Genomic DNA, 26600 nt, shown 5'->3' on the forward strand with positions numbered 1-26600 from the left:
GCAACGGTGAGAAGCACGCTATAGACGCGTATCACCACAGCCGGTATGCTCTCGCCAAATCCCTCCTTGACCAGACGCATGGCCACGAAGCGCGCGAAGAAGACCGATGTAGTCAGCCCGAGCTCGGCCGAATTGCGCAAGGCCGTAGAGGCGATCGCCATCCAGCCAAAGAGCGGCAAAATCACGCTGCTTACTCGCAAGCTTTTCAACGTGCTGCTGGCCGTAGCGCAGCAAGCCGACGAATCGGGCGACACGTATCGGGCGTTGCTGTCCGACATTGTCGCCAATTCCGCTTTCGATTCCAACGACACTGCGCTCGTCAAAGAGCATTTGCGGCGCATGGTGTCCGTGCAGGTCGAATGGAGCACCGGCACGTCGAGCCAGAAGCCGGGTCGTAAGTGGGGCATTTCCACGCTGATCGCCGACGCGGAAATCCTGGAAGATCCTACGACGCGCCGTGTGTGGGTGGAATTCTCCTTTGCGCCGAAGATCAAGAAAAAGCTGCTCGATCCGGTTCAATATGCGCGCCTGAGTCTGCAGTTCCAGAGCCAGTTGCGCAGCAGCGCCGGCTTGGCGTTGTACGAGATTTGCGTGCGCTATCTGACGAACCCGAGCCATCTGACGATGCGTGAGACGTGGGAATGGTGGCGCCCTATTCTGTCGGGCACGCCGGACACGGAAGCAGGCGATGAGGCGAAGCGCGAATATAAGTATTTCAAACGCGATTATCTGCGCCCGGCGATCGCCGAAGTGAACGCGGTCACCAATATCTTCGTTGAATTGATCGAGCATCGCGAGGGCCGGCGGGTTGCGGAAATCCAGTTTCGGGTGACTGAGCGCAAGCAACCCATGCTCGCGCTCGACGAGCATCCGAACGTTTTCGACAGCACGCTGGTCGACCGAATGGTCAAGATCGGCATTCCGCTGAAAGAAGCTCAAACGCTGTATGCCGACAGTGAAGAAAATCGTATTCGCGCCGCTTTGCAGATGACCGAGCAACGCATGCGCAGCACGTCGTTGCCGCCTGTGCGCAGCGCGCCCGCGCTGTTCAAGGATGCCTTGAAGAAAGGCTACGCGCCGCCCGTCGAGGCCTTGCCGTCAGGCGGTGGCGGCAAGGCCGCCGTCGCGGCGCCCGCCGACGACCTGAAGGCGCGACTGCTGGACGAATACTCGGCGCATCGTCGCAAACAAGCTTACGAGCTGTACAACGAACAAGGTGAGTCCGAGCGGGAAGCAGCGCGGCAATCTTTCGAGGAAGAACAGTTGCCGACGCTCGGCACACATCTGCGGGACGACTGGCGTCGGCGCGGGCTCGATTCGAAGATTGTCGGAACGGCATTCTTCGATTGGCTGGCGCGTAAGACATGGGGCGAGCCGACCGACGGAGATCTGCTCGCTTTCACGCTGAGCCAATCGCGCGCGGCTTGATCGATCGGGTCGTTGCGCGGGCTCGGCGCCCTGACCGAGCGCCGGCGGCACCTGCGTGCCGCACTACCCTTTCATCTCTCATTGTTGCCGGTTATTTCAGGATCTTCTCGATCTGCCGCAGGATGTCATCGCGCTTCTCGCGCGTGAGGCCTTTCAAACGCAGTTCGATCCGATCGTCTCCATACGATTTCAGATCGCCGACCGGCACACCATCGAGCTTGATTTCAAGTCGCTGCGCGTAGCGCTGCCGGCCCGCCGGTTTGACGCTTTCCTGCGCGCTTGCCCTTCCCTTGACGATGTCCGCGACTTGCCGCGTACTCAGATCGTCGGAGAGGATTTTGTTGATCAGGCGCAGCGTGGCGTCGGCACCTCGGGCGGTGTGGTAGCGACCGACGTGATACGCCATGTTCGAGCCGAAGCGGTCCGGGCGCGCCACCATCTCATGCATGATGGCCTCCGGCAACTTGGCGACGGACAGGGCGACCGCGACGGTCGATTCGTCCAGGCCCAGATGTTCGGCAAGGTCCTTCTGGCTCTGAAAATGGCGATCGTCGAGAAAGCGTTTCCAGACTACTGCGTTGTCGAATACCGTTTGCGAATCCCGCTGGACGTTCAGGTCATAGCCGAGTTTGTAGCTTTGAATGCCGACCGGCAGATCGATGACGATCGCCTTGACCAACTCCTTGTTCGCCTCTTTCAGCGCTCGCACGCGCCGGCCACCATCGCTGACAAAGTAAGTGCCGGGATTGTCGTAGTCCGGAATGACGTGAATGGCCTGTTGCTGCCCCTGCTTTGCGAGATTGACGGCGAGCTCCGCAATCGACGCCTTCAGATAGAAGTGCCGGGGATTGAAGGGGCTGGGCTTGATGCTCTTCAACGGCAGTTCTATGACCTGGTTCGGCCGGTATCCATGCTGGATTCTCCACGCACGATAGGCTGCCGATTCAGTGAGTGCTTCCGCCGAGTCGGCTTGCGGGAGCTGCTCCGGCACGATAGCCGACATTGCGCGGCCTGCGGCTTCGCTGTTCGTGGGGCTGTTCTTGACAAGGCCGTCGATGGCATTCAAGCGGTCCAGGGCAGTTCGCTTTTCGCTGCTCGCCGTGTCAGGACGTGCTTGAAAGCCTTTGGCGAATTGGGAGGGTTTCATTGGGGGTCCTTTATGCGCATAAACTTCACGGGAGCAACGCTGCGATTTCGTTCGCGCATGCGCGTATTTCTATGGCCGCGAGTTTTGCGCCGCGGTCATTCATCTGAAGCACCGTTTGTCCTAACGCCATTGCCTGCTTGTAGGCTTCGCGCGTAGGGATCTGCGTCTTGAGCAGAGGGAAGCCCAGTTCCTCCAAAGCGCGCTTGAGTTCGCGCGTCAACATCCGTTTCTCTTCCGTCTTGTTGAGCAGAAAGACTGCGCGCAGATCCTCGTTCATTACTTGCGCTTGCTGTACCAGCTTGACCAGCCCGATGCTCGACCAGTAGTCCGCCGGTGATGACGATGTCGGGATGACTGCGACGCTGGCGGCGAGCAACACAACACCGGAAACCTTTTCTGTAATGGATGGCGGGCAGTCGACGATGATGATGTCGTAGTCAGCGACGAACTTTTTGATCTCGCGATGGATTTGGCTGCCCGCTTCGGAGAGATTGACGACCGGGAATGGAATGCCGGTGTCGCCGTCTGACGATGCACTGGCCCAGTGGATCAGTGTGTTTTGCCCGTCTGCGTCTACAACGAGGACGCGTTTGCCTTTCTCGTGAAACGCAGCACCGAGATGCATCGCCAGGGTGCTCTTGCCAACCCCGCCCTTTTGTTGTGTTACCGCGATGATTTCAGCTGCCAAATTTCACCTCCTCTTTTTAGACGCAAATGGATTTTACCGGGATGAACTCGTATTTCAATCGTTTTGTAGAAAACAAGATAAGAATTAGCCATTCGGATAAGGTTTATGCGCATAAAGGGTGGTCAGCAGGCTGGATCCGGGCTGTCAGGGCAGGTTCCCGGGGCGGGGGATCCTCGGACATGAACCAATGCTAAAACGCGTAGCGGGCGGGGCGAGCAAGGTTCAGTCTTTGACTGCGTCCGCTGCTTTGCTGGGCTCAGCATGCATCGTTCAATTTAACTGCCGACGCCTCATGATGCGTTTCGGTCAATGAAGGACTCTAGCGCGGTGAAAGGGGGCGCCACGTCACTTGGCGAGCGGCCGAGTTTATGCGCATAAACTCGGCGCGATGGAGGGGGCTTCTGTCAGTCGCAACTGCCGAATGGGAGTGAGGGAGCGCGCGTGAAGCATGGGTGTCTTCCGCGATTGGCGTGGCAACGGCAACGGCAACGGCAACGGCGAAGGCGAAGGCGAAGGCGAAGGCGAAGGCGAAGGCGAAGGCGAAGGCGAAGGCGAAGGCGAAGGCGAAGGCGAAGGCGAAGGCGAAGGCGAAGGCGAAGGCGAAGGCGAAGGCGAAGGCCCGATTGGGGCCTTGGCCACTTGAGCGATCGCCGGAGTCCACTGAGTGCGAATAGTCCGCGGCCGCAGTTTATGCGCATAAACCGTAAGCAGAAGCGCCCGACTGGACAGGCAGCGTCCGCTCATTTCCTCCTTCCTGGCTTGGACAACTGCGTTGTCCGCAGCGAGAAAGCCTCGCGCGCGAAGCCGCGAAGCGGGCGCCACAGCCCCAGGCGTGCGCGCGCCCCGAAGAATATTTCACCGCTCAGCAGTGGACGATATCTACGCTGACATCGTCTGACCAGTCGGCTAGGCCGCTACCGATGCAAACGAACGGCCCGCTGCGTCTAACTTGATCTTTTCCCCGCCAGCGATCGTGCGAGCAGGACCCGGGTCGCTTGCAAAAGGACCGCGGCTTCACACCTCTCCATGCCAATCCGCTTTCGGCCGCGTTCATTAAATGAAGCTGCAATCGGAACCATAGCAAGCCATAGCGACAACTAATTCCTTGACGCGGCCGCATAACAACTCACAGGGCAATTGGAAAGCCAATCCTCTCCGCCAACCTTCAATGCCCTCACAGCGAAAACCCTTCGTCAACGCACCCGCCATCCCGACGCACTCCTGATCCCTGTAATCAACCATCCGCTTGCCACTGAAAGCGCCGCCCGATCTGTCCATCACCCGCTAAAATCGCCGCACCACGGATAATCCTCAGCGAAAAATAACGCCCACCTTCACAGCCATGATCACGATCTACCACAACCCGCGCTGCTCGAAATCCCGAGCTACCTACGACCTGATCAAAAGCACCTACAACAGCGCGAATGAAACGACTGAAGTCATCGAATATCTGAAACAGCCGTTGACCGTCGAACGACTCAAAGCACTGAACGCTCAATTGGGCGGCCCGGTCCGAGCGATGATCCGCGAGACCGAAGCCGAATATGCTGAACTGAAACTCGCCGATCCAACACTGACGGACGCTCAGTTATACGAAGCATTGGCGAAGCATCCAGTCCTGCTGCAACGACCGATCGTCGTGCGAAACGGACGGGCCGTGATTGGCCGCCCGCCGGAGAACGTTGCCGCGCTGTTCTGCTGAGCGTCCGAACGAGGCGAATCGCGCAACCGGCAAGCAAATCACCGCCAGCGCGGCTAGACCTTCGCCGCAAGCGCGGCTTCCTTGGTGACGATCTTCGTCGGAATAAGGCGCAGCTCGCTAAACGCATCCGCGATACGTTGCTGCTGCGCGAGTACGTTCGCATCGACAGTCTTGTAGACATGCGCGTAGTGCCGCAAGCCCGCTTCGATCACGTCCGCGTCCAGTCCTTGAATTGGCGCGAGCTGAGCAGCTGCCTCGCTGTAGTGACCTCGGACCCACTCTCCCTGTTTGCCGGCTTCGTCCATCACGATTGCAAGCACCTCGCGGTTTTGCTGCGCGAACGGCCGCGCGCTCAGGAAAAACTGATGGTGACTGACGATACCGTCGGCATCCGCGAGCAGGCGCGCGCTCGATTGCCGTTTCGCTGCTTCGAGAAACGGATCCCAGATAGCCCATGCGTCGACGGCGCCGCGTTCGAAGGCCGCGCGCGCATCCGCGGGTGCCAGATAGACCGGCTGAATCTCGCCGAACTTCACACCGTTTTTCTGCAGCGCGGCCACCAGAAACCAATGCACGTCCGCGCCTTTGTTCAGCGCGATCTTCTTGCCCTTCAAGTCGGCCAATGTCTTGATCGATGAACTGGGATGCACGAGGATGCCTTCGGCATGCGGCGTCGGGATTTCATAGGCGGTGTAGACGAAATTCGCGCCGGCTGCCTGCGCGAACACCGGTGGCGCCTCGCCGACGTAGCCGAAGTCGATCGCGCCGACGTTCAGCCCTTCCAGCAATTGCGGGCCGGCCGGAAACTCGGTCCATGTGACGCCAGCGCCCAGCGGTGCGAGTCGCTTTTCGAGCGTACCGTGCAACTTCAGCAACACCAGCGTACTGGCCGCTTTCTGATAACCGATGCGAAGTTCTCTGGCGTGCGCGTCGGCGGCAAAAGCGAAGCCGGGAATGACGGGCAAAGCGGCAGCGGCCAGCGATGCGCCAGCGCTCGCAAGGAACGCGCGGCGTGAGAGCGGCGAAGGAGGGGACATGGAAGTACTCGTTGAAAAGACGGACGCGAAACGGACCGATTGGCGCCGACGATAATTCGCCCGCACGCTTGGACGAACCGATAAATTCGCATAAGCAAATGACGCTTCGGGGCAAAGCGCCGTGGCCGCCGTCCGGACGCCTCGTCGTCTCACACGCCGACTGGCCGCGACAATCAGCGCCGCGGCTGCGTCATTGCATCGAACGGAGACTGCGACGGCAACACGCACGCCGTGACCCGTCCCGCGGCACTCGACTGGCGCTGTCGCCTGCGGCTGGACTGCCACTGCTCATCGTTATCGTCCGCGCGCTAAACCTCGCGCCGTTTGCATGCCGCTCGCCCTCACGCCGATGTGGCCAAGCCCATCGGCTGACGACTTGCTGCGACCATCAGCGCGTCAACGCAACGCGATGCCCGCGTCTTTTCCCCGCGACGCGTGCCCGTTACACTTGCCGGCAAGCGACGCGCACCCGCAGCTCGCGCCCTTTCAAAACCGGAGTCACCGCAATGCTAGAACTGAGGCCGTCCTGCGAAGGATGCGGCAAGTCATTGCCAGCCAATGCGTCGGACGCGATGATCTGCACCTATGAATGCACCTTCTGCGAAGTCTGCGCGCTCGGCAGGCTGCGCAATGTTTGTCCAAATTGCGGCGGCAATTTCCAGCATCGGCCGATTCGCACGCGCGCGCAGCTGGAGAAACATCCCGCGGGCACCCACGCCCATACTGTCGCGATCGACGAAGCGGCACACGCGCGATTTTTCGCCCGCTATGGGGAAACACCCGCGGCCGAGCGTTGACGCCGAAGCCGCGTGCATAAATGTCAACGTGCGCGCGGATCCACGCTTGACATGCGGCGGTGTTGTCGACGCTTACCCACGGACCTGTGCCGGCTTCACTCGCCGTGCTCCACGCCATCGACCGTCTCGATCCCGCTCACGGAATGCGCCGCCACGCGCAACAGGCGGATCTGCTTGCGATAATTGCGGCAGCCGCTGCAAGTCGGCAGATGCAGCCGGATCGCCACCCATTCGCCGGTGGTCAAGGAACGGTCCAGCGCGTCAGATAGCAGACGTGTGATGTGCTTACACTTCCCCATTGGCATCCTCGCTAGCCAGGCCCTTTTCACCAAGACAAGTGCGCAAGCGCAAGCGCGCACGGTAGATCAGCACGCTGCAGTGGTTGGCGTTGATCTGCAGTTCGGCGCAAATCGCCTCGGTATCGAGATCGAGGAATTCGCGCATCATGAAAACTCGTCCGATATGCTCGGGCAGATTGTCCAGGCACATCTCGAAGAAGGTCCAGAACTGTTGCCGACGCAATGCGGTCTCGGGCGTCGGCCAAGGCCGCGGCTTGGTTTCGCGCGACCAGTGCCCGTTGTCCTTGAATAGTTCGCGATCCAGCAGCGCTTCGCCGTCGAGCTCGGCTTCGAGCGCCGACAGGTTGATCGTGCGTTGCCGGGCTCGCAAGGTATCGACGAGCTTATGCCGCAGGATGCCGAACACCCAGGTCTTATGTTCGGACTGCGCACCGAAGCGGTCGGCGTTCGTCCACGCGGCGGCCAGTGCCTCCTGCACGGCATCTTCGGCAGCCGCGGGGTCGCGCAACTGCAAGCGGGCGAAGCGCACCAGCTGCTGCCGCAATTGCGTCAAATAAACGGGATCGTCCAGCGCGGCGGCGCCTACCTGCGCCATGAGATGCTCCGTCGAGGCAGCCCCGGTTGACGCGCGTGGTCTCTTGAAACGTGGTGGTCCATGAACGTGGGGTTGTAGAGGCGCGGGGTGCGCCTGCGTGCGGCATTGTCTCTCACGTTCGTGAATAAGCGAACCGATGTTGAACATGCGCCGTCGACAGACCGATAACCGGATAACGTTGGTGGCGCTGGCGGACGCATGATAAAGCGGTCCCACCCGGCGGCCCCAGCTTAGGGCAACGAGCCGGCCTCATAGGCCACATGTCGGACGCCGATGAACCGCTCGACGTCGAGCCGACAGACGGTCGCGCCGACGACGAACGTTCGCCGTCGAACAAGTTTCTGGAGGCAAAAAGCGCCGAATTCGGCGCCCGTTTGCATTCGACCTGGGCTAGACAATGTGCGGACTCGAGTCCGCACCGAAGCTCACGGCTCGGTCTTGCCGCCCCCGTCCATCCCGCTGCCTTTGCGCCACGCTTCCTTGCCGCGCTCGGACAGCTCACCGCTGCTGTGCGCCTGGTCGGCTTGCGTGCCGTCGACGGCCATCTCGCCGCCCGCTTGATCCTGGGCGCGCGGCTTTTCCTTCTTGCGAGCAGCCACCGCTTCGTCGTGGGATTTCCCTGCGTAATTGGAATTCATGGCTAGTTCCTCCTAAAAACCGGCCAGGCGAAGTTCAATGTGCGTTGGCGCACATAGCAACGCCTCTGTTAGCTCCGTGTCCGCCGCTGCGGTCCGTCCGCGGTCGGAAGCCCCGTTGCACACGTTTGCCCCAAAACCTCTTTGACCGAAAGCATGCTTGATTGGCAAGGCAAAAGTCGCAGTTATCCACAAGGTTATGCAGATTATCTGTGGATAACTGCGCCGTCCGTGAGGTTATCCACCACGCATTGCAATGCGACGCTTGCGGTGTGCCCGGACAGTGGCACTTGCCCCGGTCGCCCGCTCGCACCGCTTTTTGCCTATCATGTGCAGTCGTACCCTCGCGCCTCCAGCGCCTTTTATCAAGGGAGCGAACCATGGCCTATCACATTGCAGTCGTCGTCGGCAGCCTGCGCCGGGAGTCGTTCAACCGACAATTGGCTCAAGCGGTGACCTCGCTGGCACCGTCCGACTTCACGTTCGAATTCATCGACATCGGCTCGTTGCCGCTCTATAGCCAGGAATACGATGCCGACTATCCCGAGGCCGGCAAGCAGTTGAAAGAGCGCATCGAGGCGGCCGACGGGCTGTTGTTCGTCACCCCCGAATACAACCGCTCGATCCCCGGCGTGCTGAAGAACGCGCTCGACTGGGGTTCGCGTCCGTGGGGCACGAACTCATGGCGCGATAAGCCCGGTGCCGTGATCGGCACGTCGGTCGGCGCGACCGGATCGGCGCTCGCGCAACAGCATCTGCGCAATGTGCTCGCCTATCTCGATGTCCCGACCCTCGGGCAGCCCGAAGTGTTCATCAAGCACGACCCGGCGGTCATCAACGAAAAAGGCGAGATCGTCAACGACGGTACGCGCAAGTTCCTGCAGACTTTTGTCGACCGCTATGTCGCCTGGGTCAAGCAGCACACGACTGCGTGACCGAACTCCCTTGAGACCTGCATGGCGCGCGGAGCGGCTTGCCGCGCGCGACGCAAGCGGCAGCGCCCGCTGCGCTCAGCGCCGCCGCGCGAATCTCTTTATACGTGGTGATGACCCGTCACCCGTTCCCAGCCGTGACGCACCGCCAGCTTGAAACGCTCCCAGGTGCTGTCCGGCGACGTGGTTTCCCAATGACGCCGGGCTTCCGGCTCGATGTCCTCCCAGCGACGATCGCGAAACCGCGCGTCGTTGCCGATTTCCGCGCCGTACCGATATGCCGGTACGTAGTCTTCATAGCGCGGGCTTTCGGCTGCGTACTGCTGGTCATAATGCGAGCGAAAGTCTTCTTCGTATTCCAGATATTCGTTGGGCATCTGGCCGCCCGGAGCGGCGGTTGGCTGTCCCGCTTCCGAGACCCCTTCCGAAGGCGGCATCACCGCGCCTGAGCCCGGCACCGAGCCAGCGGCGATCGCGCTGCGATCCGCGTCGCCGGTCAGAGGAGCGCTCGCCGGCTCGCTTGCCGGACCGACGGCCGGCGGCACATTGACGGGCGGCGGCACGAACGGCTCCGCGAGCATGGTCGCCGGAGGCACCGGATACAGCGGATCGCCTGTTCCGGCCGGCCGCGCGGCTGTTGGGCTCGTGCCGGCGGCAGTTTCGCTGCGGGTCGACGTGCCGGGCATGGCAGTCGTCGCGCTCGAGGTCCGCGGCGTTCCCGGGGTCATTGCGCCGATGCCCAGTTCGTCGAGGACCGAGTGGTCACGGCTGCCCGCCGTTGGCGTGTCCCAGTCGGGCAGGCGTTCGCCAATGTCGGTTGCGCCCAGCCTTGTCAGCGTATCGCGGGCGAGTTCGGCGTGGGCTTCGCTCGTCGCGTGGACGCACACCAGCACCGCGCCGCGCCGTACGGCTTCGGCGTAGCGCGCGGTGTCCTGCTGGCGCGAGCCGCTGGCGAACAGGTTCGACAAGAAGCGCTCGATATTCGCGAGCACACCGGCGTTCGCGACTTCCCCAGTGGCGGAGCCGACCGATGGCTCGGGATTCGCCTGCAACTCGATGGTGTCGCGTGCGAGGCCGATCTGGACGAGCGTATCGCGGGCGCCTTCCGCTTGCGTATAGGTGTCGAATAAACCAATCACGGTATGTTGCATGGCTGTCTCCCGACGTTTTTCGGCGGAACGGGCGACGCGCAAACGCGCCGCTCTCCTCATCGGATAGGTGCCGCAACAATCATGCCGCACGCGGGCAGCGCGGCGGCGCGCGGTGCGCCCCGGCCCGCGAGCTTGGGCAGAGCCGGAGGTGCCAGCCCGCGCACAAAACGCATCGCGAAGCCGCTGCGCTTTTACAAATGAAGGTAAATGACACGGGCCTGCGGTGAGCGTGCCGACGCGGGCACCGCCCCAGCGCACCGGCCCCGCCCCTACTGCGCAGGCTGCGTCGCGGGATCGCTGCCCGTTTGCGCCATCTCGCGCTGGATCGATTCGAGCAGCTTTTCCAGCAAGCCGATATCGAAGGGTTTCGGCAGCACCCTCACATCGCCCCGCCGCGCCCGGTCGAGTTCTTCCGCGTATCCGGTCACGAGAATCACCGGCAGCTTCACGTCGAAGGCCAGTATCGTCTCGGCCAGATCGATGCCGTTCATCGTGCCCGGCATGTGGATGTCCGACAGCACCAGATCGAACGGCAGCGGCTCGCCGGTGCGCGCCCGGCGCGCCTGGGCATCGTCGAACAGATGCAGCGCCGTGTCGGCGTTGAACACGCACGTGACCTGGTGACCCATCATCTGCAGCAGCGCTTCGGTGCCGGCGGCGACGTCCGCGTTGTCCTCGACCAGCAGGATGCGCAGCCCCGCCGCCGCGGCGCTTTCGTCGGCGCTCGCTTCGGCCGGTGCGGGCGCCTCGGGCGCGGCGGCGGCGCGCGGCAGGTAAAGGCGCACCGAAGTGCCCGCGCCGACCGCGCTGTCGATCGCTGCGAGCCCGCCCGAGCTTTCGCCGAATGCGAAAACCTGCGGCAAGCCGAGGCCGGTGCCCATGCCTTTCGGCTTGGTCGTGAAAAGCGGTTCGAAGGCGCGCGCCAGCACCTCCGGCGCCATGCCCGCACCGGTATCCTCGAGTGACAGTTGCACGTAGTCGCCGGTCAGCGGAAAGCCATCCTCGCGACGGAAGGTGATATTGCTCGCACGCAACGTGAAGCGCCCGCCGTTGGGCATCGCGTCGCGCGCATTCACGGCGACGTTGATCAGCGCCAGTTCGAACTCGGCAACGTCGACGCACATCGGCCAGGTGCCGACGCCGGGGTCGATCACCAGCGACACTTTGGCGCCGAGCGACGCGCGCAGCAATTCACGGCAGGCCGGCAGCCAGCGTTCGAGCGACAGCGTCTCGGTCCGCAACGGCTGTTTGCGCGCGACCCCGAGCAATTGCCGGGTCAGCGACTGGCCGCTCTTCAGCGCGCGCTCCATCGCCGACAGTTCGCGGTCGAGCCCGGCCGCGCCCAGCCGCCGTGCGATCTGCACGTTCGACGAGAGAATCATGAGCAAGTTGTTGAAGTCGTGCGCGACGCTGCCGACCAGTGTGCCGAGCGCCTCCATCTTGCGCGACTGGCGATACGCCGATTCGATCGAGCGGCGCATCGACGCCTCGGCCTGCCAGCGCTCCCACGCCTGCTCTTCAGCGCCCAGGCGCCGCAGCGACAGCCAGATCACGCACCAGAGTGCGATGGACGGCGCGAACATCGACAGCATCAGCACGCTTAGGTGCCGGTACCACGCGGCCCAGATCGCCGACGTGCGATAGCCGCACAGCACATACACCGGATAGGAACCGACATGCCTGAACGCGACGATCATCTTGTCGTTGTCGACATTCGAGCGCATCCGCACGACCCCGGATCGCCGGCCCTGCGCCAGCGCTTCGGCAAACGGCGAGCCCGGCGCCATCGCGCCCGGCTCGCGCGGACTGCGCGGGTAGTGCGCGAGAATCGCACCGTCGGTGCGCACGAGGCTCATGGTCATCGGCGTGCTGTCGCTGCCGCCGAGCAGTTCACGGTAGAACGCGTCGAAGTAGCTCGGCCGCAGCGCGACCGACACCATCCCCGCGAAAGAGCCGTCGGCCGCGCGCCGCTCCAGCCCCATGTTGAACACCTGTTCGCCGGCCACGTGCCCGGTCATCACCTTCGATACCTGTTCCAGACCCTTGCCGCCGCGAATGCCGGCGAAGTCGTCGCGTTGGCCGATCGAATAGATCGGCGACGGATAGTAACGGCTGCTGACGAGCAAGTCCCCGTTGCGCCCGAAGATCGACACGGCGGCGACCTGTGGGTAGCCGCCGCCCATCGTGCGCAGCTTGTCGTGAATCTGCGCTTCGCGCGCGCGGATGCCGTCGTCGTCCAGACCCTCGGTCAGATCGATGATGCGCGAGTCGAGCGTGACGTTCATGTCGAACACCTTGAGCGCGTGCTCTTCCGCGACCCGCACGGTGCGCAGCGTCATGTCGGTGGCATCGGCCTCGCGCGAGCGCAGATCGGTGAGCGCCATTGCCGCGACATACACGCACGGCAGCACGATCGCCGCGACCAGCAGCGCGATCAGCGTGATGCGCCGCACATGGAAATTGTGCTCGGGCACGATGGGAAACGACGCCTCGGCCGCGGGGGCAGTCGGGCGGCCCGCACGGCGGGATCCGCGGAGCAAGCGGCTCCCGCGAGGCGGGTCGTGGCGGTCGGGTGTCATTTTCGATAATGCCAGGAGGGTTGGAACCGGGAGGCCGGCGCCGGCTGCGTCCAGGAGTTGCGCACCCGAAGCATACCCAGGGCGGCGGGTAAGCGGGCCCGACGAATACTCTAGCGCTGGCACGCATATTCGTCTGTTGTTTAAACAGCGACGAATCCCGAAGCGCAAACGTATTCAAAAGCATAAATATAAAAGAAAGGCTTTCCGATCCACTAAAACATTTTTATAAATCGCGTTGGACCGGAAAATGCCTGCAACGAAACTCGATTTGGCGAGTTGCCTTTGCACCGTTTTGCTTCGAGAATCCGTCGACGATAACGATCCGTCCGCCATGTCCGGACGAATTCGCCGCGAGGGCGCCTCGAGCATGCGTCACACGCGTGCGCCGAGCCACGCGGAGCCACGCGCGGCAGGAGGCCAGCCCGACCCCCGAAGCCGCGTCGATCGATCTACGGGGTAGGTTCGAACATGCCGGTCACCGCCGTCCTCCGCAGTGCACGCCCGTATTCCTGCAGGCCCATGCGGTCCGTCGAAGGCGACCCACCGCGCCCGCTCCCCGGTCGCAAGCAGCAACCGGCGTCCCGGCACCACGCAGCGCGCTTTGCCGCGAGTCGACCGCGCTCACGCTAAAGAAATCGTCCCGGCGCGCCGTTAATGCGTAACAGACCATTCCGCTTTTTCGAGCCGCCCATGTCTTTGCCCGTTGTGATCGCCGATGATTCGCTGCTCGCCCGCAAGGTGCTGACCCGGGCGTTGCCGCCGGACTGGGAGGTAGAGGTGTCGTACGCATCGAATGGGCGTGAAGCGCTTGCTCTGTATCGCGAAGGCAAGGCGTCGGTGATGTTCCTCGACCTGACGATGCCCGACATGACCGGCTATCAGGTACTGGAAGCATTGCAGCATGAGGATCTGAACACGTTCGTCATCGTCGTTTCTGCCGATGTCCAGCCGATGGCCCAGGCGCGCGTGCGGGCGCTGGGCGCCGCCGCGTTCATCGCCAAGCCCGTCACACCCGAGGCGGTACTGCCCATCCTCAAGGAGTTCGGGTTGTATGTCTGAGCCAATCCTCACCGAAGACCAGCGCGACGCGCTGCAAGAGGTCGCCAATCTGGCGATGGGCCAGGCCGCGACGCGGCTTGCGCGGCTGCTCGATTCGTTCATCGAATTGTCGGTGCCGCGCGTGAGGCTGGTGGCGGTCAGCGAGGCAGCCCAGGCGCTGCGCGAGATGACCGGGATCGAGGACACCGTGAGCGCGGTGCGCCAGGGCTTTCGCTCCGACATCAAAGGCGAGGCGCTGGTGATCTGCCGCAGCGACTGCATCGCGCAGCTGTGCTCGCTCGTCAGCGATCCCTATGCGCGCTCGAGCTACGAGGCGGTGAGCCAGAGGGAACTGATGTTCGACGTCGCCAATGTGCTGACCGGCGCATGCGTGTCGTCGATTCTCGACCAGCTGGGCCGCACGCCGGTGTTTTCCGCGCCGGGCTTGCTCGGCGAAGCGATCACGCTCGACGACGCGTTCCAGCCCGGCGTCCTGCAATGGGAAGTCGCGCTGCTGGTGGAAGTGAATTTCGCGCTGGAGGATCAGACGTTCCGCGCGCACCTCGTGATGCTGATGGCCGAGGAGTCGATCCGCCACATGAGCGCGGCGCTCGACGCGCTGCTGTCGAGTCTATGAAGGTCCCCATGGAGTCGCTGAGCGATCTGGTGGTCGAGCGCGTCGGTTTCGGCATTTTCGTGCTCGACCGCGAATCGAACGTACTCATGTGGAACCGCTTCATGCAGGATCACAGCGGGCTGTCGTCGGAACAGGTGGTCGGCAAGTCGCTCTTCACGCATTTTCCGGAGCTGCCGCGCGTGTGGCTGTCGCGCAAGCTCGAAAGCGTGTTTCAGCTCGGCAGTTTCGCGTTCAGTTCATGGGAGCAGCGGCCGTATCTGTTCAGGTTCGACCATGACAGGCCTATCACCGGCGGCGTCGATTTCATGCAGCAGGACGTCACGTTCATGCCGCTCACGCGCGATCGCGAAGTGGTCGCCGTGTGCGTCACCATCTGCGATGTGACGCACGTGAGCATCGTGCAGCGCGAGCGCGAGGAGGCGGTCGCCAAGCTGCAGGAATATGCGGACCGCGACGGTCTGACGGGCATCGCCAACCGCCGCTTCTTCGAAGCGCGTCTACGCGATGAATTCACACGCTGGCAGCGTTATGGCGGCGACATGTCGATGCTGCTGTTCGATCTCGATCACTTCAAGAAGATCAACGACCAGTTCGGCCACGGCGTCGGCGACACGGTGCTGCGGGTAATGGCGCAGCGCGTCGCCGAGGTGGTGCGGGTGCAGGACACCTTCGGACGGTTCGGCGGCGAGGAGTTCGCGTTGCTGCTGCCGTGTACGCCGCTTGCCGACGCGATGCGCGTCGCGGAGAAGATCCGCAGCGTGATTGCCGATACGCCGGTCGAAGTGCAGGGCACGAGCGTGCCGGTGACGGCGAGCGTCGGCGGAGCGTCAGCGCGCGCGGGGGTGCCGGCGTACGACGTACTGATCAATGAAGCGGATGCGGCGCTTTACAGTGCAAAGCGCCAAGGGCGCAACCGCTCGGTCTCGTTTAGCTGACGGGGCGCCACGTGGGACCGGCAGCGCGCGAGCGGCGGCCGCGCGGCCGGGCCACAGCCCGCAGCCTTCGCCCATCGCGCGACACAGCGGTATCGCCAGCCGTTTCGCAAAACCGCCACCTTTGCCTTCCTGCCCCAATTCACCCCCGACACTGCGGCGGCTTGCAAACGTTGCTATACTTTTCGCCGTTTCCGGCATCCGGGCCTCCGGCATCCGGGCTTCCGGGATGCGGGCCGGGTGCTTCGCGCGGCTACGCGCGCGCGGGCCAGCTGCCCTGCGAGTAGGCATAAAACCTCTTTGAACGCCTTTCAGCGGGCGCCTCCAGCGGAGATCGTCTTGGCTGTTTCCAATCTTGTCGTGGACGATACAGAAATCGACGCCGCTGCCGCTACGTCCGGCAGCTCGTTCTATCTCGCCATGCGCATCCTGCCGGCTGCGCAGCGCGATGCGATGTATCAGGTCTACGCCTTTTGCCGCGCAGTCGACGACATCGCCGACAGCAACATGCCGCGCGCAGAACGCGCCGCCGCGCTCGAACGCTGGCGCGCCGACATCGACGCGTGTTATGCCGGCGCGCCGCGCGCTTCGTTGCGCGCGCTAACGCGGCACATCCACACGTTTGCGCTCCAGCGCGAAGACTTTCACGCGATGATCGACGGCATGGCGATGGACGCCGCCGCCGACATTTGCGGGCCGGACGAAGCCACGCTCGATCTCTATTGCGATCGGGTCGCCAGCGCGGCGGGCCGTCTATCGGTGAGGATATTCGGGATGGGTGAGGAGCCCGGCCGGCTGCTCGCGCACCACCTGGGTCGCGCGCTGCAACTGACCAACATCCTGCGCGACATCGATGAAGACGCCGGCATCAACCGCTGCTACCTGCCCTACGAACTGCTCGCGCGCGAAGGCATCGCGGTAATGAACCCCGCGCAGATCGCCGACGATCCGTCGCTGCCGCGCGTTTGCGCGACGCTTGCCGAGCGCGCGCGGCAGCACTTCGCCGCGTCCGACGCGATCATGGACCGCGAGCCGCGCAGCCAGGTGCGGGCGCCGCGCATCATGTCAGGAGTCTATCGGCTGCTGTTGGAGCGTACGCTGGAGCGCGGCTTCGACATTCCGCGCACGAAGGTCAGCAAGCCGAAGCTGCGCATCCTGTGGATCGTCGCGCGTTACGCGCTCTTCTGAACTGATGCCGAAGCTCGTACATGTGGTCGGTGCGGGCCTCGCCGGCCTGGCCGCCGCAGTGCAGCTCCAGCGGCGCGGCGCCCGCGTCGTGCTGCATGAAGCAGCGGCCTACGCGGGCGGGCGCTGCCGTTCGTACTACGACGCGAAGCTGGGCGCGACCATCGACAGCGGCAATCACATGGTGCTGTCGGGCAATGCCGCGACGCTCGGTTATGCGCGCGCGATCGGCGCCGCGGACGAACTCGTCGGCCCGCAGCAGCCCGAGTTTCCGTTTGTGGACCTGGCCACGCGGGCGCGCTGGAGTGTGCGCCTGTCGCCGGGGCGCCTGCCGTGGTGGATTTTCGACCCCAACGCGCGAGTGCCCAATACCAGTCCTCGCGACTATCTGGCGCTCGTGCCGCTGCTGTTCGCAAAGCCCGGGCGCAGCCTCGCGCAGACCATGCGCTGCAGCGGGCCGCTGTGGGACCGGCTGCTCAGGCCGCTGCTGCACGCGCTGCTGAATGTCGAGCCGCGTGACGCGTCGGCCGAACTGGCCGGCGCGATGGTGCGCGAGGCTTTGCTGGCGGGCGGTCTCGCCTGCCGGCCGCTGGTGGCGCGCAACGGTCTGGGCAGTGCGTTCGTCGATCCCGCGTTGCGCTTGTTGCAACATGGCGGCGCGGCGATCAAGCTGGGGTCGCGCCTGAGGCAAGTCGTCTTTGCCGCCAACGGTGGCCGCGTGCAGGCGCTCAATTTCATCGACGGCGACGTGGCGCTGGACGCGAACCACGGCGTGATTCTCGCGCTGCCGCCGGAGATTGCACCGACCCTCGTGCCGGGTCTGCTGGCGCCGACGCGTTTTGCGGCGACCGCGAACGTGCACTTCGCGGTCGAGCCGCCGTTCGGTTTGCCGCCGGTCACAGGGTTGCTCAACGCGACGGCCGAATGGCTGGTCGCGTTCGACGAGCGGCTGTCGGTCACGGTCAACTCGGCCGAGCGCCTGCTCGACGTGCCGCACGAAGCCTTGGCGAGCACCGTCTGGGCCGAGGTGGCGCAGGCCGCCAAACTTCCCGCCGCGCCCATGCCGGACTGGCAGGTCGTGATGGAAAAATGCGCGACATTCGCCGCGCTGCCCGACCAGGAAACGCTGCGTCCGGGCACGCGCACTCGCTGGAACAACCTGATGCTCGCGGGCGACTGGACGGCCACCGGCCTGCCCGCGACGATTGAAGGCGCGATCCGCTCCGGCCAGAAGGCCGCGGATATGCTGCTGAAGGAACCAATGGAACGCTGATGAACGATTTATCACAAGCCCGGGCGCTGGACGCCGATCTGCCCGAATCCGTCGACAGAGCGCGCGCCGCACCGGCTACCGCTGCATCAGCGCAGCCGCAAACTGAACCGCAGCCGGTGGTGGCTTCTGCGGCCACGCTGGACGCCGCGATTACGCGCGCGACCGACGCCATTCTCGCCGCGCAAAAGCCGGACGGCCACTGGGTCTACGAACTGGAAGCCGACGCGACGATCCCTGCCGAATACGTGCTGCTGGTTCACTACCTGGGCGAAGCGCCGAACCTGGAACTGGAGCAGAAGATCGCTCGCTATCTGCGCCGTATCCAGTTGCCCGACGGCGGCTGGCCGCTCTTCACCGACGGCGCGCTCGACATCAGTGCAAGCGTGAAGGCGTATTTCGCGCTGAAAATGATCGGCGACCCGGCGGACGCCGAACACATGGTGCGCGCGCGCGAGGCGATTCTGGCCCACGGCGGCGCGGAACACGTCAACGTGTTCACGCGGATTCTGCTCGCGCTGTTCGGCGTCGTGTCGTGGCGCGCCGTGCCGATGATGCCCGTCGAAATCATGCTGTTGCCGATGTGGTTCCCGTTCCATCTGTCGAAGGTTTCTTACTGGGCGCGTACCGTGATCGTGCCGCTACTCGTGCTCAACGCCAGGCGGCCGCTCGCGCGCAATCCGCGCCGGGTGCGCATCGACGAGCTGTTCCGCGGCGCGCCGGTCAACACCGGCATGAATCAGCGGGCGCCGCATCAGCACGCCGGCTGGTTTGCGTTGTTCCGCGGCGTCGACGGACTGCTGCGCGCACTCGACGGCCTGTTTCCGAAGTCCACGCGCGAACGCGCGGTGCGCGCGGCGGTAGCGTTCGTCGATGAGCGGCTGAACGGCGAAGACGGCCTCGGCGCGATTTTCCCGGCGATGGCCAACGCCGTGATGATGTACGACGTGCTCGGCTATCCGGCCGATCACCCGAAGCGCGCGATCGCCCGGCGATCCATCGACAAGCTGCTCGTTATCAAGGACAACGAAGCATATTGCCAGCCGTGTCTGTCGCCGGTGTGGGACACCTCGCTCGCGGCGCATGCGCTGCTCGAAACGGGCGAAGCGCGTGCCGAGCAGGCCGCCGAACGCGGGCTCGCGTGGCTGCGCCCCCTGCAGATCCTCGACGTGCGCGGCGACTGGATCTCGCGCCGGCCGAACGTGCGCCCGGGCGGCTGGGCCTTCCAGTACAACAATCCGCACTATCCGGACGTCGACGATACGGCGGTGGTCGCGATGGCGATGCATCGCTCGGCGGCGCTCACGCAATCCACGGTCGATCGGCAAGCCATTGCGCGGGCGCGCGAATGGGTGGTCGGCATGCAAAGCAGTGACGGCGGCTGGGGCGCATTTGAACCGGAGAACACCCAGTACTACCTGAACAACATTCCGTTCTCCGATCACGGCGCGTTGCTCGATCCGCCGACAGCGGACGTCTCGGGCCGGTGTCTTTCGATGCTCGCGCAGCTGGGCGAACTGCCGCAGAACAGCGAGCCCGCGCAGCGCGCGTTCGCCTACATGTTGCGGGAACAGGAAGCGGACGGCAGCTGGTACGGCCGCTGGGGCCTGAACTACATCTACGGCACGTGGACCGCCTTGTGTTCGCTGAACGCCGCCGGTATGCCGCATGACGACCCGTGCATGAGGCGCGCCGCACAATGGCTGCTGTCGATCCAGAACCCGGACGGCGGTTGGGGCGAGGGCGGCGAGAGCTACAAGCTCGACTATCGCGGCTATGAGCGCGCGCCGAGCACGGCGTCGCAGACCGCGTGGGCGCTGCTCGGCCTGATGGCGGCGGGCGAGGTCGATCACGAGGCGCTCGCGCGCGGCGTCGACTATTTGCAGCGCGAACAGCGCGAACATGGCTTGTGGGACGAAACGCGCTTCACCGCGACCGGCTTCCCGCGCGTGTTCTATCTGCGCTATCACGGGTATCGCAAGTTCTTTCCGCTGTGGGCGTTGGCGCGCTTCCGCCATTTGAAGCGCAACGGGCTCACGCGCGTCACGGTCGGGATGTAACGGATGCCGCTTTCCGCAACGTCGTCCGCCGATGCCGCGCGCAGCAGCCTGCCGGTGATCATGGTGTCGGGCATGGCGTTCGAATCGCGAATCGCGCGCGGCGAGGGCGTCGAGGTAGTGTACGCGGCGCGCGCCGATCTGCTCGAACGGGCGCTGACTGCCGCGATCGCGCGCGGCTGTTGCGGCATCGTCAGTTTTGGGACCGCGGGCGGACTGGCGCCGGATCTCGAACCGGGCTCGCTGATCGTCGCGGACGCCGTCGAAGGGCCATTTGGGCGGCTTCAAACCGATCGGCAATGGGCTGACAGGCTCACGGCGGCGTTGGCCGCAGGGCCGCTCGCCGGGCGTCTACGGCGCGGCGTGATGGCGGCGGTTGCCGCGCCTTTGGTGACAGCCGGGGACAAGCGTGCGCTGCATCGTGCGGCGGGCGCATTGGCGGTGGATATGGAGTCGCACATGGCCGGCGCGACGGCCGCCGCCCATGGGCTGCCCTTCGCCGTGTGCCGCGCGATCGTCGACCCGGCATGGCGCACGCTGCCCTCCGCCGCGACGGCTGGGCTCCGCGACGACGGCAGCACGGCGCTCGGGCCGATTGTGCGCGAGCTGCTGCGCCAACCGTCGCAACTCGGTGCGTTGATTCAGCTTGCGACCGACGCGCGTGCCGCGAGGGCTTCCCTGGTGCGCGCCCGGCAGGCGATGGCCGAGGCCGGGGCTTTGCGCATGATGGCCGGGGCCTGAAGGGCACGCGGCAGCGCCGCACGCCTTGTTCAAATCCTATTGTGGGACCGGTGCCGAAGCCGGGTGTTTGTCGTCGGCCGGCGCGGTTTGAGGCATCGGCGCCGGTGCGTTCGGTGCGGCAGCCGGGGGCGGCGCCTCGACCGCGCCCGCTGCGCCGCTGGCAGGCGTCTCGCCAGGGTCCGTGTAATTGGGCACGCCGGCCGGGGCGCCGGTGGCTGCCCCAGAGGCCGCGTTCGGCGCTTGCCCCGCGTCGCCCGGGTCGGCGTAGTTCGGCAGCACGGCAGGCGCCCCCGCAGCCCGTGCACCCGAGGCCGGCACCGCCGCGCCGGAGTCGCCCTGATCGTCGTAATTCGGCAGTGGCGCGGCATTGTCGCTCGTGCCGCGCAGACGCGCGCGGCGTTGCTGCGTGTACGCGTCGCGCACGAACGAATATTTGTCCAGCGCGGCCTGCTGCAACAGATCGGTCGCGCCGAGCAGGTCGGAGCGCGTGCTGACGAACTGCAGCACGTACAGCGGATTGCGCACCGCCGGTTCCATGTAGTTCAACGGATTGAACTTCACATCGACGACAAGTCCCATGCTGTCGCGCACGGTGCTCGGCCCGAACAGCGGCAGAACGAGGTACGGACCGGACGGAATGCCCCAGTGCCCGAGCGTCAAACCGAAATCCTGGTGATGCTTGGGCAGGCCCGCGGGCGTCGCCCAGTCCAGCAGGCCACCCAGACCGAAGACCGAGTTGAACGCGAAGCGCATGATGTCTTCGGTCGCGTCGGTGATCTTCAATTGCAGCAGTGCGTTCGCGGCGTTGGTCAGATCGCCGAGGTTGGAGAAGAAGTTGCTGACGGCAGTGCGCAGCGGCTGCGGCGTCACCTTCTGGTAGCCCTTGGCGACCGGCACGGCCACATAGCGGTCGATGCCGTCGTTGAACTTGAACACGGCCCGGTTCATCGGTTCGAACGGATCGCCGGGCTTGCGGTCGGGACCGGTTGCGCAGCCCGAGATCAGACCCGCGGCGGCGAGCGCGAGCGCAGTGTTACGCAAATTCATGCTTATATTCCTTTTTGCTTCGCGCGACGTTGGCGCGGCTTGCCCATGAGCACGGGCTGAAACACCACTGCACCAATGAGCGTGCACAACAGCGACAGCGCCAGCAGCCGACCCATGCTGGACGTGCCCGGATGATGCGACAGCCAGAGGCTGCCAAACGCCGTTGCGGTGGTGGCCGCGCTGAACAGCACGGCGTGCGTCAGGCTCGACTGCAACAGGCCGGTCTGCCCATTGCGCCAGGCCATCACGAAGTAGATCTTGAATGCCACGCCGACGCCCAGCATCAGCGGTAACGCGATGATATTCGCAAAGTTCAGCGGCATGCCGAATACCACGCATAACTCGAGCGTGACGAGCGCCGAGACCAGTAGCGGCACCAGCGTGCGCAGCACGTCGCCGACTCGCCGTAGTGCGATCCACAGCAAAACGGCGATCGACACCAGCGCGTAGAGGGCGGCCTGCAGAAACGCCCTGATGATCGTATCGGCCGAATGCAGGATCGAAATCGGGCCGCCGATCGCGCCGGGCTCTGCCTTCTTCACGGCATGCGCGAAGCGCGCGAGCATCGCGTCGTCGCCAGGATCGGTGCCGGGCTTCACCTTCGGGCCAATGTCGACGAGCGCCCGGCCGTCCTTCGACACCCACGCGGCGGAGATCGCCTTGGGCAGGTTCTCGCGGGTGATTTCGGTCGGCTGCAGCAGATTTTCCAACTGCTTCAACGCGATGCGCAGCGTGGCGGACATCGCGGTTTCCGCGCGGTCGCGCGTGGCGGCGTTGGCGGCGGCCAGCTTGTGCAGCGTCGCCGACAAATGCTCGGCCTCGGCCGCGCCCGGGCCCGGATGATCCTCGGCGGCCAGCGCGAGCTGGTTCGACGCGCGCTTGAGCGCGGCCACGCGCACCTCGTCGGTGGCCGGCGGCGCGGGCTGCTGCTGCAGCGCGGGCAACAGTTGCTGCGCGGCGCTCGCGATCAGCATTATCTTTTGCTGCTGATCGCCCGGAACGAACGTGTCCAGCGTGGTGACGCGGCCCACTTCCGGCAGCGCGCGCAAGCGCGCGGCCATCTCGTCTGCGGCGGCCAGCGAGGGCGCCAGCACATGGACATTATTGACCTCGGCTTCCGGCGAGTCCTTCAACGACAGCAGCGTCGCCATCGACTCCGTATTCGGGTCCTTCAGATGCAGCGGGTTGAAGTCGAAGCGCAAGTGCGTGAGCAGCGGCGAGGCGCCAATTACGACGATCAGCGTGCCGATCAGCACCGGCTTGCGGTTGTGAGCGAGAAAATCGTCCACGGGCGCGAGTTGCTTGAAGCCGGGTGACGCGGATTCGCCGGGCGGGTTGAAGACCTTCAGCAGCGCCGGCAGCAGCGTCATGTTCGTGAAGTACGCGACGAACATGCCGACGCCGGCGATTTCGCCCAGCTCCGACACGCCGCGATAGGCCGTCGGCAGGAACGAGAAGAAGCTCAGCGCGACCGCGACCGCCGCGAGCGTCAGCGGCACGCCGATACTGTGCGCGGTGTGCATCAGCGCGGCCGAAAGCCGATCGTCGCGGTTGCGCTCCTCGCGGTATTTGACGCCGAACTGCACGCCGAAATCGACCCCGAGCCCGATGAACAGCACCATGAAGGCGACCGAGATCATGTTGAGCGCACCGACCATCAAAAGGCCGAGCGCGGCGGTGATCGCCAGTCCGACGAACAGCGTGATGAAGACAGCGGCGATCATTCGGCCCGAGCGCAGCGCGAGCCATAGGATCACCAGCACGACGACGAAGGTGCCGATGCCGTTGAGCACCGCGCCGTCCTGGACGGAGGCGAACTCTTCGTCGGCGAGCGGCTGGGCGCCGGTCAGGTGAATCGTCGCGCCGTAACGGGTGTCGAGATGCAGCGACGCGGCCGTGTCGCGAATCGCTTTCGATGCGATCGCCCCCGGCTGCAGCGCGCCATAGTTGACGACCGGCTGTACGACCACGAACGCGCGCGCCGGATCTGTTGCGATGCTCCTGTCGACCAGCGCGCGCCACGAGAACGCCGCCGGCTGACCGGCCAGCACACGGTCGAGCGTGTTCGCGCTTTGCGACAGCAGATAGCTCATGTCGCCGAGCTTCACCTGGCCGAGTTGCAACGGCAGCAGCAGAGTGGTGGTGAGCGTACCGGCCAGGCCGGTCAGACTTGGATCATGGGCCAAGGCGTTGACGAGCGGGCGCGACTGGACGAGCTGCGAGGTCGTGGACATCACCTGGTCGGTCGACGGGAACAGCAGGCCGTTGTGCTCGAAGAACGGGCCGCCGGCGGGTTGCGAGACCGTGACGAATTCCTTCGGATTGCTTTTGAGCGCAGCGCTCAACGCATTGGCGGCAGCGTCGGCGAATTCCGGCGCGCGCGCTTGAACCACCACCAGCACGGTTTCGCCGCGATCCGGGAAGGCCTGGTTCAGCGCATTGTCGAGCGCCGTCCATTGCTTGTCCGTTTGGATGAGACGGCTGATGTCGGTGTTGATCTTGAAGTTATGTACAACGTAGAAGCTGCTCGAAATGGCGAGCACGATCGACAGTGCGATGATCCGGAATGGATGGCGCAACGAAGAGGCGACGAGACGGACGATGGATGACTTCAGCATGTAGGCGAACGCGGCCTTATCACGGGTGTTGTTTTTGACGAAAGTGCACAAGTATACAGAGCCTGGCGCCTCCAACCCCACTTCGCTAGCAAGTGCGGCTCCCGGCGACGCTATCAGGGGCGGGAACGCAATCTGGGTATACTGGTCTATCCTGCTTTCGCCCCGGGCTCGCAAGGCCGTTGGCGTTCACTTCTCTCAAGTTCTGGCGACCGTATGAAACGTTATCTGTCTGCTTTTCTGGCTGCGGCTGTGATGTCCACGGCGGCGTACGCCCAAACCGCGCCGGATGCGGTGGTAAAAAGTGCCGTGGAAGGTACCGTTGCGGCAATGAAGGCCGACCCTCAGGCGCGCGGCGGCGACATGGCGAAGATCACCGATCTGGTCCAGACGCGCTTCGTGCCCGCCACGGACTTCCAGCGCACTACGCGGATCGCGGTCGGTAAGCCATGGTCGACCGCGACTCCCGAGCAGCAAAAGCAGCTGTACGAGCAGTTTACGCTGCTGCTGGTGCGCACCTACGCTTCCTCGCTCTCGCAGTTGCGAGACCAGGACGTGAAGTTCAGGTTTGTGCCGGTGAACGTACCGGCCGGCGCCGCCGATGTCGTCGTCCAGTCGCACGTGATCAGTAACGGCGGCGACGATGCGATCGACTACCGGCTCACCAAAGGGCCCTCGGGTTGGAAGATCTACGACATCAACATGATGGGCGCCTGGCTGATCCAGGTGTATCAGACCCAGTTCGCCGACCAGATCGCCAAAGGCGGAATCGACGGGCTGATCAAGTTTTTGACCGCGCACAATGCGCGCGGCGCGGGTTAGAGCCCGGCGGTTTTCGAAGCCATAAAAAAAGCGCGGTGGCCATCTAGCCACCGCGCTTTTTTTGCTTTTTGTTTATTCGCCAGCCGGCGGGCGAACCGCCGGTCGAGCCGTCAGTGCGCCGCGGTCGCGGTCTGCACCTTCTTGCCCTTGCCCGCGCGCTGAATCTCTTCCAGCTTGATCTCCACGTGGCGGGAGAACACATATTCAGCGGGACGCTGCTTGTCGAGCGGGATGTCCGTGGTGAAAGCACCCGTGGTCTTCGGGCCGCGCAGGCTGACCTTCAATGCCTTGAGCGGATGCGCAACCGTGTCCATCACGGCGGTCGCTTCGAAGCCGCAATGCACCATGCAGTCGGCGCACTTCTCGTAGTTGCCCGTGCCGTAGTCGTCCCAGTTGGTGGTGTCCATCAGTTCCTTGAAGGTCTTCACATAACCTTCGCCGACCAGGTAGCAGGGCTTCTGCCAGCCGAACACGGTACGCGCCGGGTTACCCCACGGCGTGCACTCGTAGGTCTGATTGCCGGCCAGGAAGTCGAGGAACATGGCCGACTGGCTGAACGACCAGTTCTTGCCGTTGTTGCCGCGCTTGAAAATTTCGCGGAACAGATGCTTGGTCTTGTCGCGGTTCAGGAAGTGCTGCTGGTCGGGCGCGCGCTCGTACGCATAACCCGGCGAAACCGTGATGCCGTCCACGCCCATCGGGCCGAGCGTGTCGAAGAACGCGGCCACGCGTTCGGGCACCGCGTCGTTGAACAACGTGCAGTTGATGTTCACGCGAAAGCCCCGGCGCTTCGCTTCGCGAATCGCGGCCACGGCCTTCTCGTACACGCCTTCCTGCGACACCGAGTGATCGTGCGCTTCTTTGTCGCCGTCCAGATGGACCGACCAGACGAAGTACGGATTCGGCTCGTAGTCGTCCATTTTCTTTTCCATCAGCAACGCGTTCGTGCACAGATAAACGAACTTCTTGCGCGCGATGATGCCCTTCACGATCTGCGGCATTTCCTTGTGCAGCAGCGGCTCGCCGCCTGCGATGGAGACCACCGGCGCACCGCACTCGTCGACAGCGCCGAGGCACTCTTCCAGCGACAGCCGCTGATTCAGGATGGGATCGGGATAATCGATCTTGCCGCAGCCATTGCAGGCGAGGTTGCAGCGGAACAGCGGCTCCAGCATCAGAGCGAGCGGGTAGCGTTTGTTGCCGGAAAGGTGCTGACGCATGATGTATGCGCCGACCCGGACTTTCTGTAGTAGCGGAATAGACAAG

The 26600-nt window shown here is 64.3% G+C and carries 24 protein-coding genes; 13 read left to right on the top strand and 11 right to left on the bottom strand.

Features of this window, described 5'->3' with window-relative positions; all coding sequences use genetic code 11:
• Nucleotides 1-78 precede the first annotated feature (78 nt).
• Entirely contained in the window at nt 79-1428 is a 1350-nt protein-coding gene (locus ABQJ48_RS09155; RefSeq protein ID WP_367837494.1) for a replication initiation protein, read from the top strand.
• A gap of 91 nt (nt 1429-1519) precedes the next feature.
• Here the strand turns inward: ABQJ48_RS09155 and ABQJ48_RS09160 are convergent, their stop codons facing one another.
• Both ABQJ48_RS09160 and parA read right to left on the bottom strand, forming a co-directional pair.
• Nucleotides 1520-2575: a ParB/RepB/Spo0J family partition protein gene (locus ABQJ48_RS09160; RefSeq protein WP_367837495.1), complete on the bottom strand. Its 1056-nt coding sequence runs from the start codon at nt 2573-2575 to the stop codon at nt 1520-1522.
• Nucleotides 2576-2600: 25 nt separating this feature from the next.
• On the bottom strand, nt 2601-3263 hold the full coding sequence (parA, locus tag ABQJ48_RS09165; protein WP_367837497.1) for a ParA family partition ATPase: 663 nt from the start codon (nt 3261-3263) through the stop codon (nt 2601-2603).
• Between the two features lie 448 nt (nt 3264-3711).
• On the opposite strand from parA, the gene ABQJ48_RS09170 reads away from it, so the two are divergent.
• Nucleotides 3712-3906 carry a hypothetical protein gene (locus tag ABQJ48_RS09170; RefSeq protein ID WP_367837498.1) on the top strand — a complete coding sequence of 65 codons (195 nt, stop codon included), beginning with the start codon at nt 3712-3714 and terminating at the stop codon, nt 3904-3906.
• 699 nt (nt 3907-4605) lie between these two features.
• Nucleotides 4606-4965, top strand: coding sequence for an arsenate reductase (glutaredoxin) (gene arsC, locus ABQJ48_RS09175; RefSeq protein WP_367837499.1), 360 nt, complete (start codon nt 4606-4608; stop codon nt 4963-4965).
• Nucleotides 4966-5018: 53 nt separating this feature from the next.
• Here the strand turns inward: arsC and ABQJ48_RS09180 are convergent, their stop codons facing one another.
• Nucleotides 5019-6002 carry a sulfonate ABC transporter substrate-binding protein gene (locus ABQJ48_RS09180; protein ID WP_367837500.1) on the bottom strand — a complete coding sequence of 328 codons (984 nt, stop codon included), beginning with the start codon at nt 6000-6002 and terminating at the stop codon, nt 5019-5021.
• A gap of 506 nt (nt 6003-6508) precedes the next feature.
• Here ABQJ48_RS09180 and ABQJ48_RS09185 point away from each other — a divergent pair.
• A complete protein-coding gene (locus tag ABQJ48_RS09185) occupies nt 6509-6799 on the top strand; it encodes a DUF1272 domain-containing protein (protein ID WP_367837502.1) in 291 nt (96 codons plus the stop codon).
• A gap of 95 nt (nt 6800-6894) precedes the next feature.
• Here the strand turns inward: ABQJ48_RS09185 and ABQJ48_RS09190 are convergent, their stop codons facing one another.
• The 3 genes from ABQJ48_RS09190 to ABQJ48_RS09200 form a co-directional block, all read right to left on the bottom strand.
• Nucleotides 6895-7098, bottom strand: coding sequence for a zf-HC2 domain-containing protein (locus tag ABQJ48_RS09190; protein WP_367837503.1), 204 nt, complete (start codon nt 7096-7098; stop codon nt 6895-6897).
• Entirely contained in the window at nt 7085-7693 is a 609-nt protein-coding gene (locus ABQJ48_RS09195; RefSeq protein WP_367837504.1) for an RNA polymerase factor sigma-70, read from the bottom strand. The genes ABQJ48_RS09190 and ABQJ48_RS09195 overlap by 14 nt, the downstream gene beginning before the upstream one ends.
• 425 nt (nt 7694-8118) lie before the next feature.
• The gene (locus ABQJ48_RS09200) at nt 8119-8331 is read right to left on the bottom strand and encodes a hypothetical protein (protein ID WP_367837506.1); all 213 of its coding nucleotides are present in this window, start codon (nt 8329-8331) and stop codon (nt 8119-8121) included.
• A gap of 377 nt (nt 8332-8708) precedes the next feature.
• Between ABQJ48_RS09200 and ABQJ48_RS09205 the strand changes: the two genes are divergently transcribed.
• Entirely contained in the window at nt 8709-9263 is a 555-nt protein-coding gene (locus ABQJ48_RS09205; protein WP_367837507.1) for an NADPH-dependent FMN reductase, read from the top strand.
• Between the two features lie 98 nt (nt 9264-9361).
• Here ABQJ48_RS09205 and ABQJ48_RS09210 read toward each other — a convergent pair whose 3' ends face one another.
• Complete coding sequence (locus ABQJ48_RS09210; RefSeq protein WP_367837508.1) at nt 9362-10411, bottom strand: hypothetical protein; 1050 nt, start codon at nt 10409-10411, stop codon at nt 9362-9364.
• 269 nt (nt 10412-10680) lie between these two features.
• Nucleotides 10681-12990: a hybrid sensor histidine kinase/response regulator gene (locus ABQJ48_RS09215; RefSeq protein WP_367837510.1), complete on the bottom strand. Its 2310-nt coding sequence runs from the start codon at nt 12988-12990 to the stop codon at nt 10681-10683.
• Between the two features lie 690 nt (nt 12991-13680).
• On the opposite strand from ABQJ48_RS09215, the gene ABQJ48_RS09220 reads away from it, so the two are divergent.
• The 7 genes from ABQJ48_RS09220 to ABQJ48_RS09250 all read left to right on the top strand — a co-directional run bounded on the left by ABQJ48_RS09220 (nt 13681) and on the right by ABQJ48_RS09250 (nt 20850).
• Nucleotides 13681-14049 (top strand): response regulator, encoded by a 369-nt coding sequence (locus ABQJ48_RS09220; RefSeq protein WP_367837512.1) that lies wholly within the window; start codon nt 13681-13683, stop codon nt 14047-14049.
• Entirely contained in the window at nt 14042-14665 is a 624-nt protein-coding gene (locus ABQJ48_RS09225; RefSeq protein WP_367837513.1) for a chemotaxis protein CheC, read from the top strand. Before ABQJ48_RS09220 ends, ABQJ48_RS09225 begins: the two co-directional genes overlap by 8 nt.
• Nucleotides 14662-15600: a sensor domain-containing diguanylate cyclase gene (locus tag ABQJ48_RS09230; RefSeq protein WP_367837514.1), complete on the top strand. Its 939-nt coding sequence runs from the start codon at nt 14662-14664 to the stop codon at nt 15598-15600. Before ABQJ48_RS09225 ends, ABQJ48_RS09230 begins: the two co-directional genes overlap by 4 nt.
• 336 nt (nt 15601-15936) lie before the next feature.
• On the top strand, nt 15937-16785 hold the full coding sequence (hpnD, locus tag ABQJ48_RS09235) for a presqualene diphosphate synthase HpnD (RefSeq protein ID WP_367837515.1): 849 nt from the start codon (nt 15937-15939) through the stop codon (nt 16783-16785).
• 4 nt (nt 16786-16789) lie between these two features.
• Nucleotides 16790-18055 carry a hydroxysqualene dehydroxylase HpnE gene (gene hpnE / locus ABQJ48_RS09240; protein WP_367837517.1) on the top strand — a complete coding sequence of 422 codons (1266 nt, stop codon included), beginning with the start codon at nt 16790-16792 and terminating at the stop codon, nt 18053-18055.
• A complete protein-coding gene (gene shc / locus ABQJ48_RS09245) occupies nt 18055-20112 on the top strand; it encodes a squalene--hopene cyclase (RefSeq protein WP_367837518.1) in 2058 nt (685 codons plus the stop codon). The genes hpnE and shc overlap by 1 nt, the downstream gene beginning before the upstream one ends.
• Before the next feature lie 3 nt (nt 20113-20115).
• Nucleotides 20116-20850, top strand: a complete 735-nt coding sequence (locus ABQJ48_RS09250) for a phosphorylase (RefSeq protein ID WP_367837520.1) — start codon at nt 20116-20118, stop codon at nt 20848-20850.
• 36 nt (nt 20851-20886) lie between these two features.
• Here the strand turns inward: ABQJ48_RS09250 and ABQJ48_RS09255 are convergent, their stop codons facing one another.
• Complete coding sequence (locus ABQJ48_RS09255; protein ID WP_367837521.1) at nt 20887-21897, bottom strand: MlaA family lipoprotein; 1011 nt, start codon at nt 21895-21897, stop codon at nt 20887-20889.
• A gap of 2 nt (nt 21898-21899) precedes the next feature.
• A complete protein-coding gene (gene hpnN, locus ABQJ48_RS09260; protein ID WP_367837523.1) occupies nt 21900-24515 on the bottom strand; it encodes a hopanoid transporter HpnN in 2616 nt (871 codons plus the stop codon).
• A gap of 213 nt (nt 24516-24728) precedes the next feature.
• Here hpnN and ABQJ48_RS09265 point away from each other — a divergent pair, with 213 nt between their 5' ends.
• On the top strand, nt 24729-25334 hold the full coding sequence (locus tag ABQJ48_RS09265; protein ID WP_367837525.1) for an MlaC/ttg2D family ABC transporter substrate-binding protein: 606 nt from the start codon (nt 24729-24731) through the stop codon (nt 25332-25334).
• A gap of 110 nt (nt 25335-25444) precedes the next feature.
• On the opposite strand, the gene hpnH is transcribed toward ABQJ48_RS09265, so the two are convergent.
• A complete protein-coding gene (hpnH, locus tag ABQJ48_RS09270; RefSeq protein WP_367837527.1) occupies nt 25445-26599 on the bottom strand; it encodes an adenosyl-hopene transferase HpnH in 1155 nt (384 codons plus the stop codon).
• Nucleotide 26600 lies beyond the last annotated feature (1 nt).

The organism is Paraburkholderia suaedae, assembly GCF_040812055.1.
In the GTDB taxonomy this organism is placed as follows: Bacteria; Pseudomonadota; Gammaproteobacteria; order Burkholderiales; family Burkholderiaceae; genus Paraburkholderia.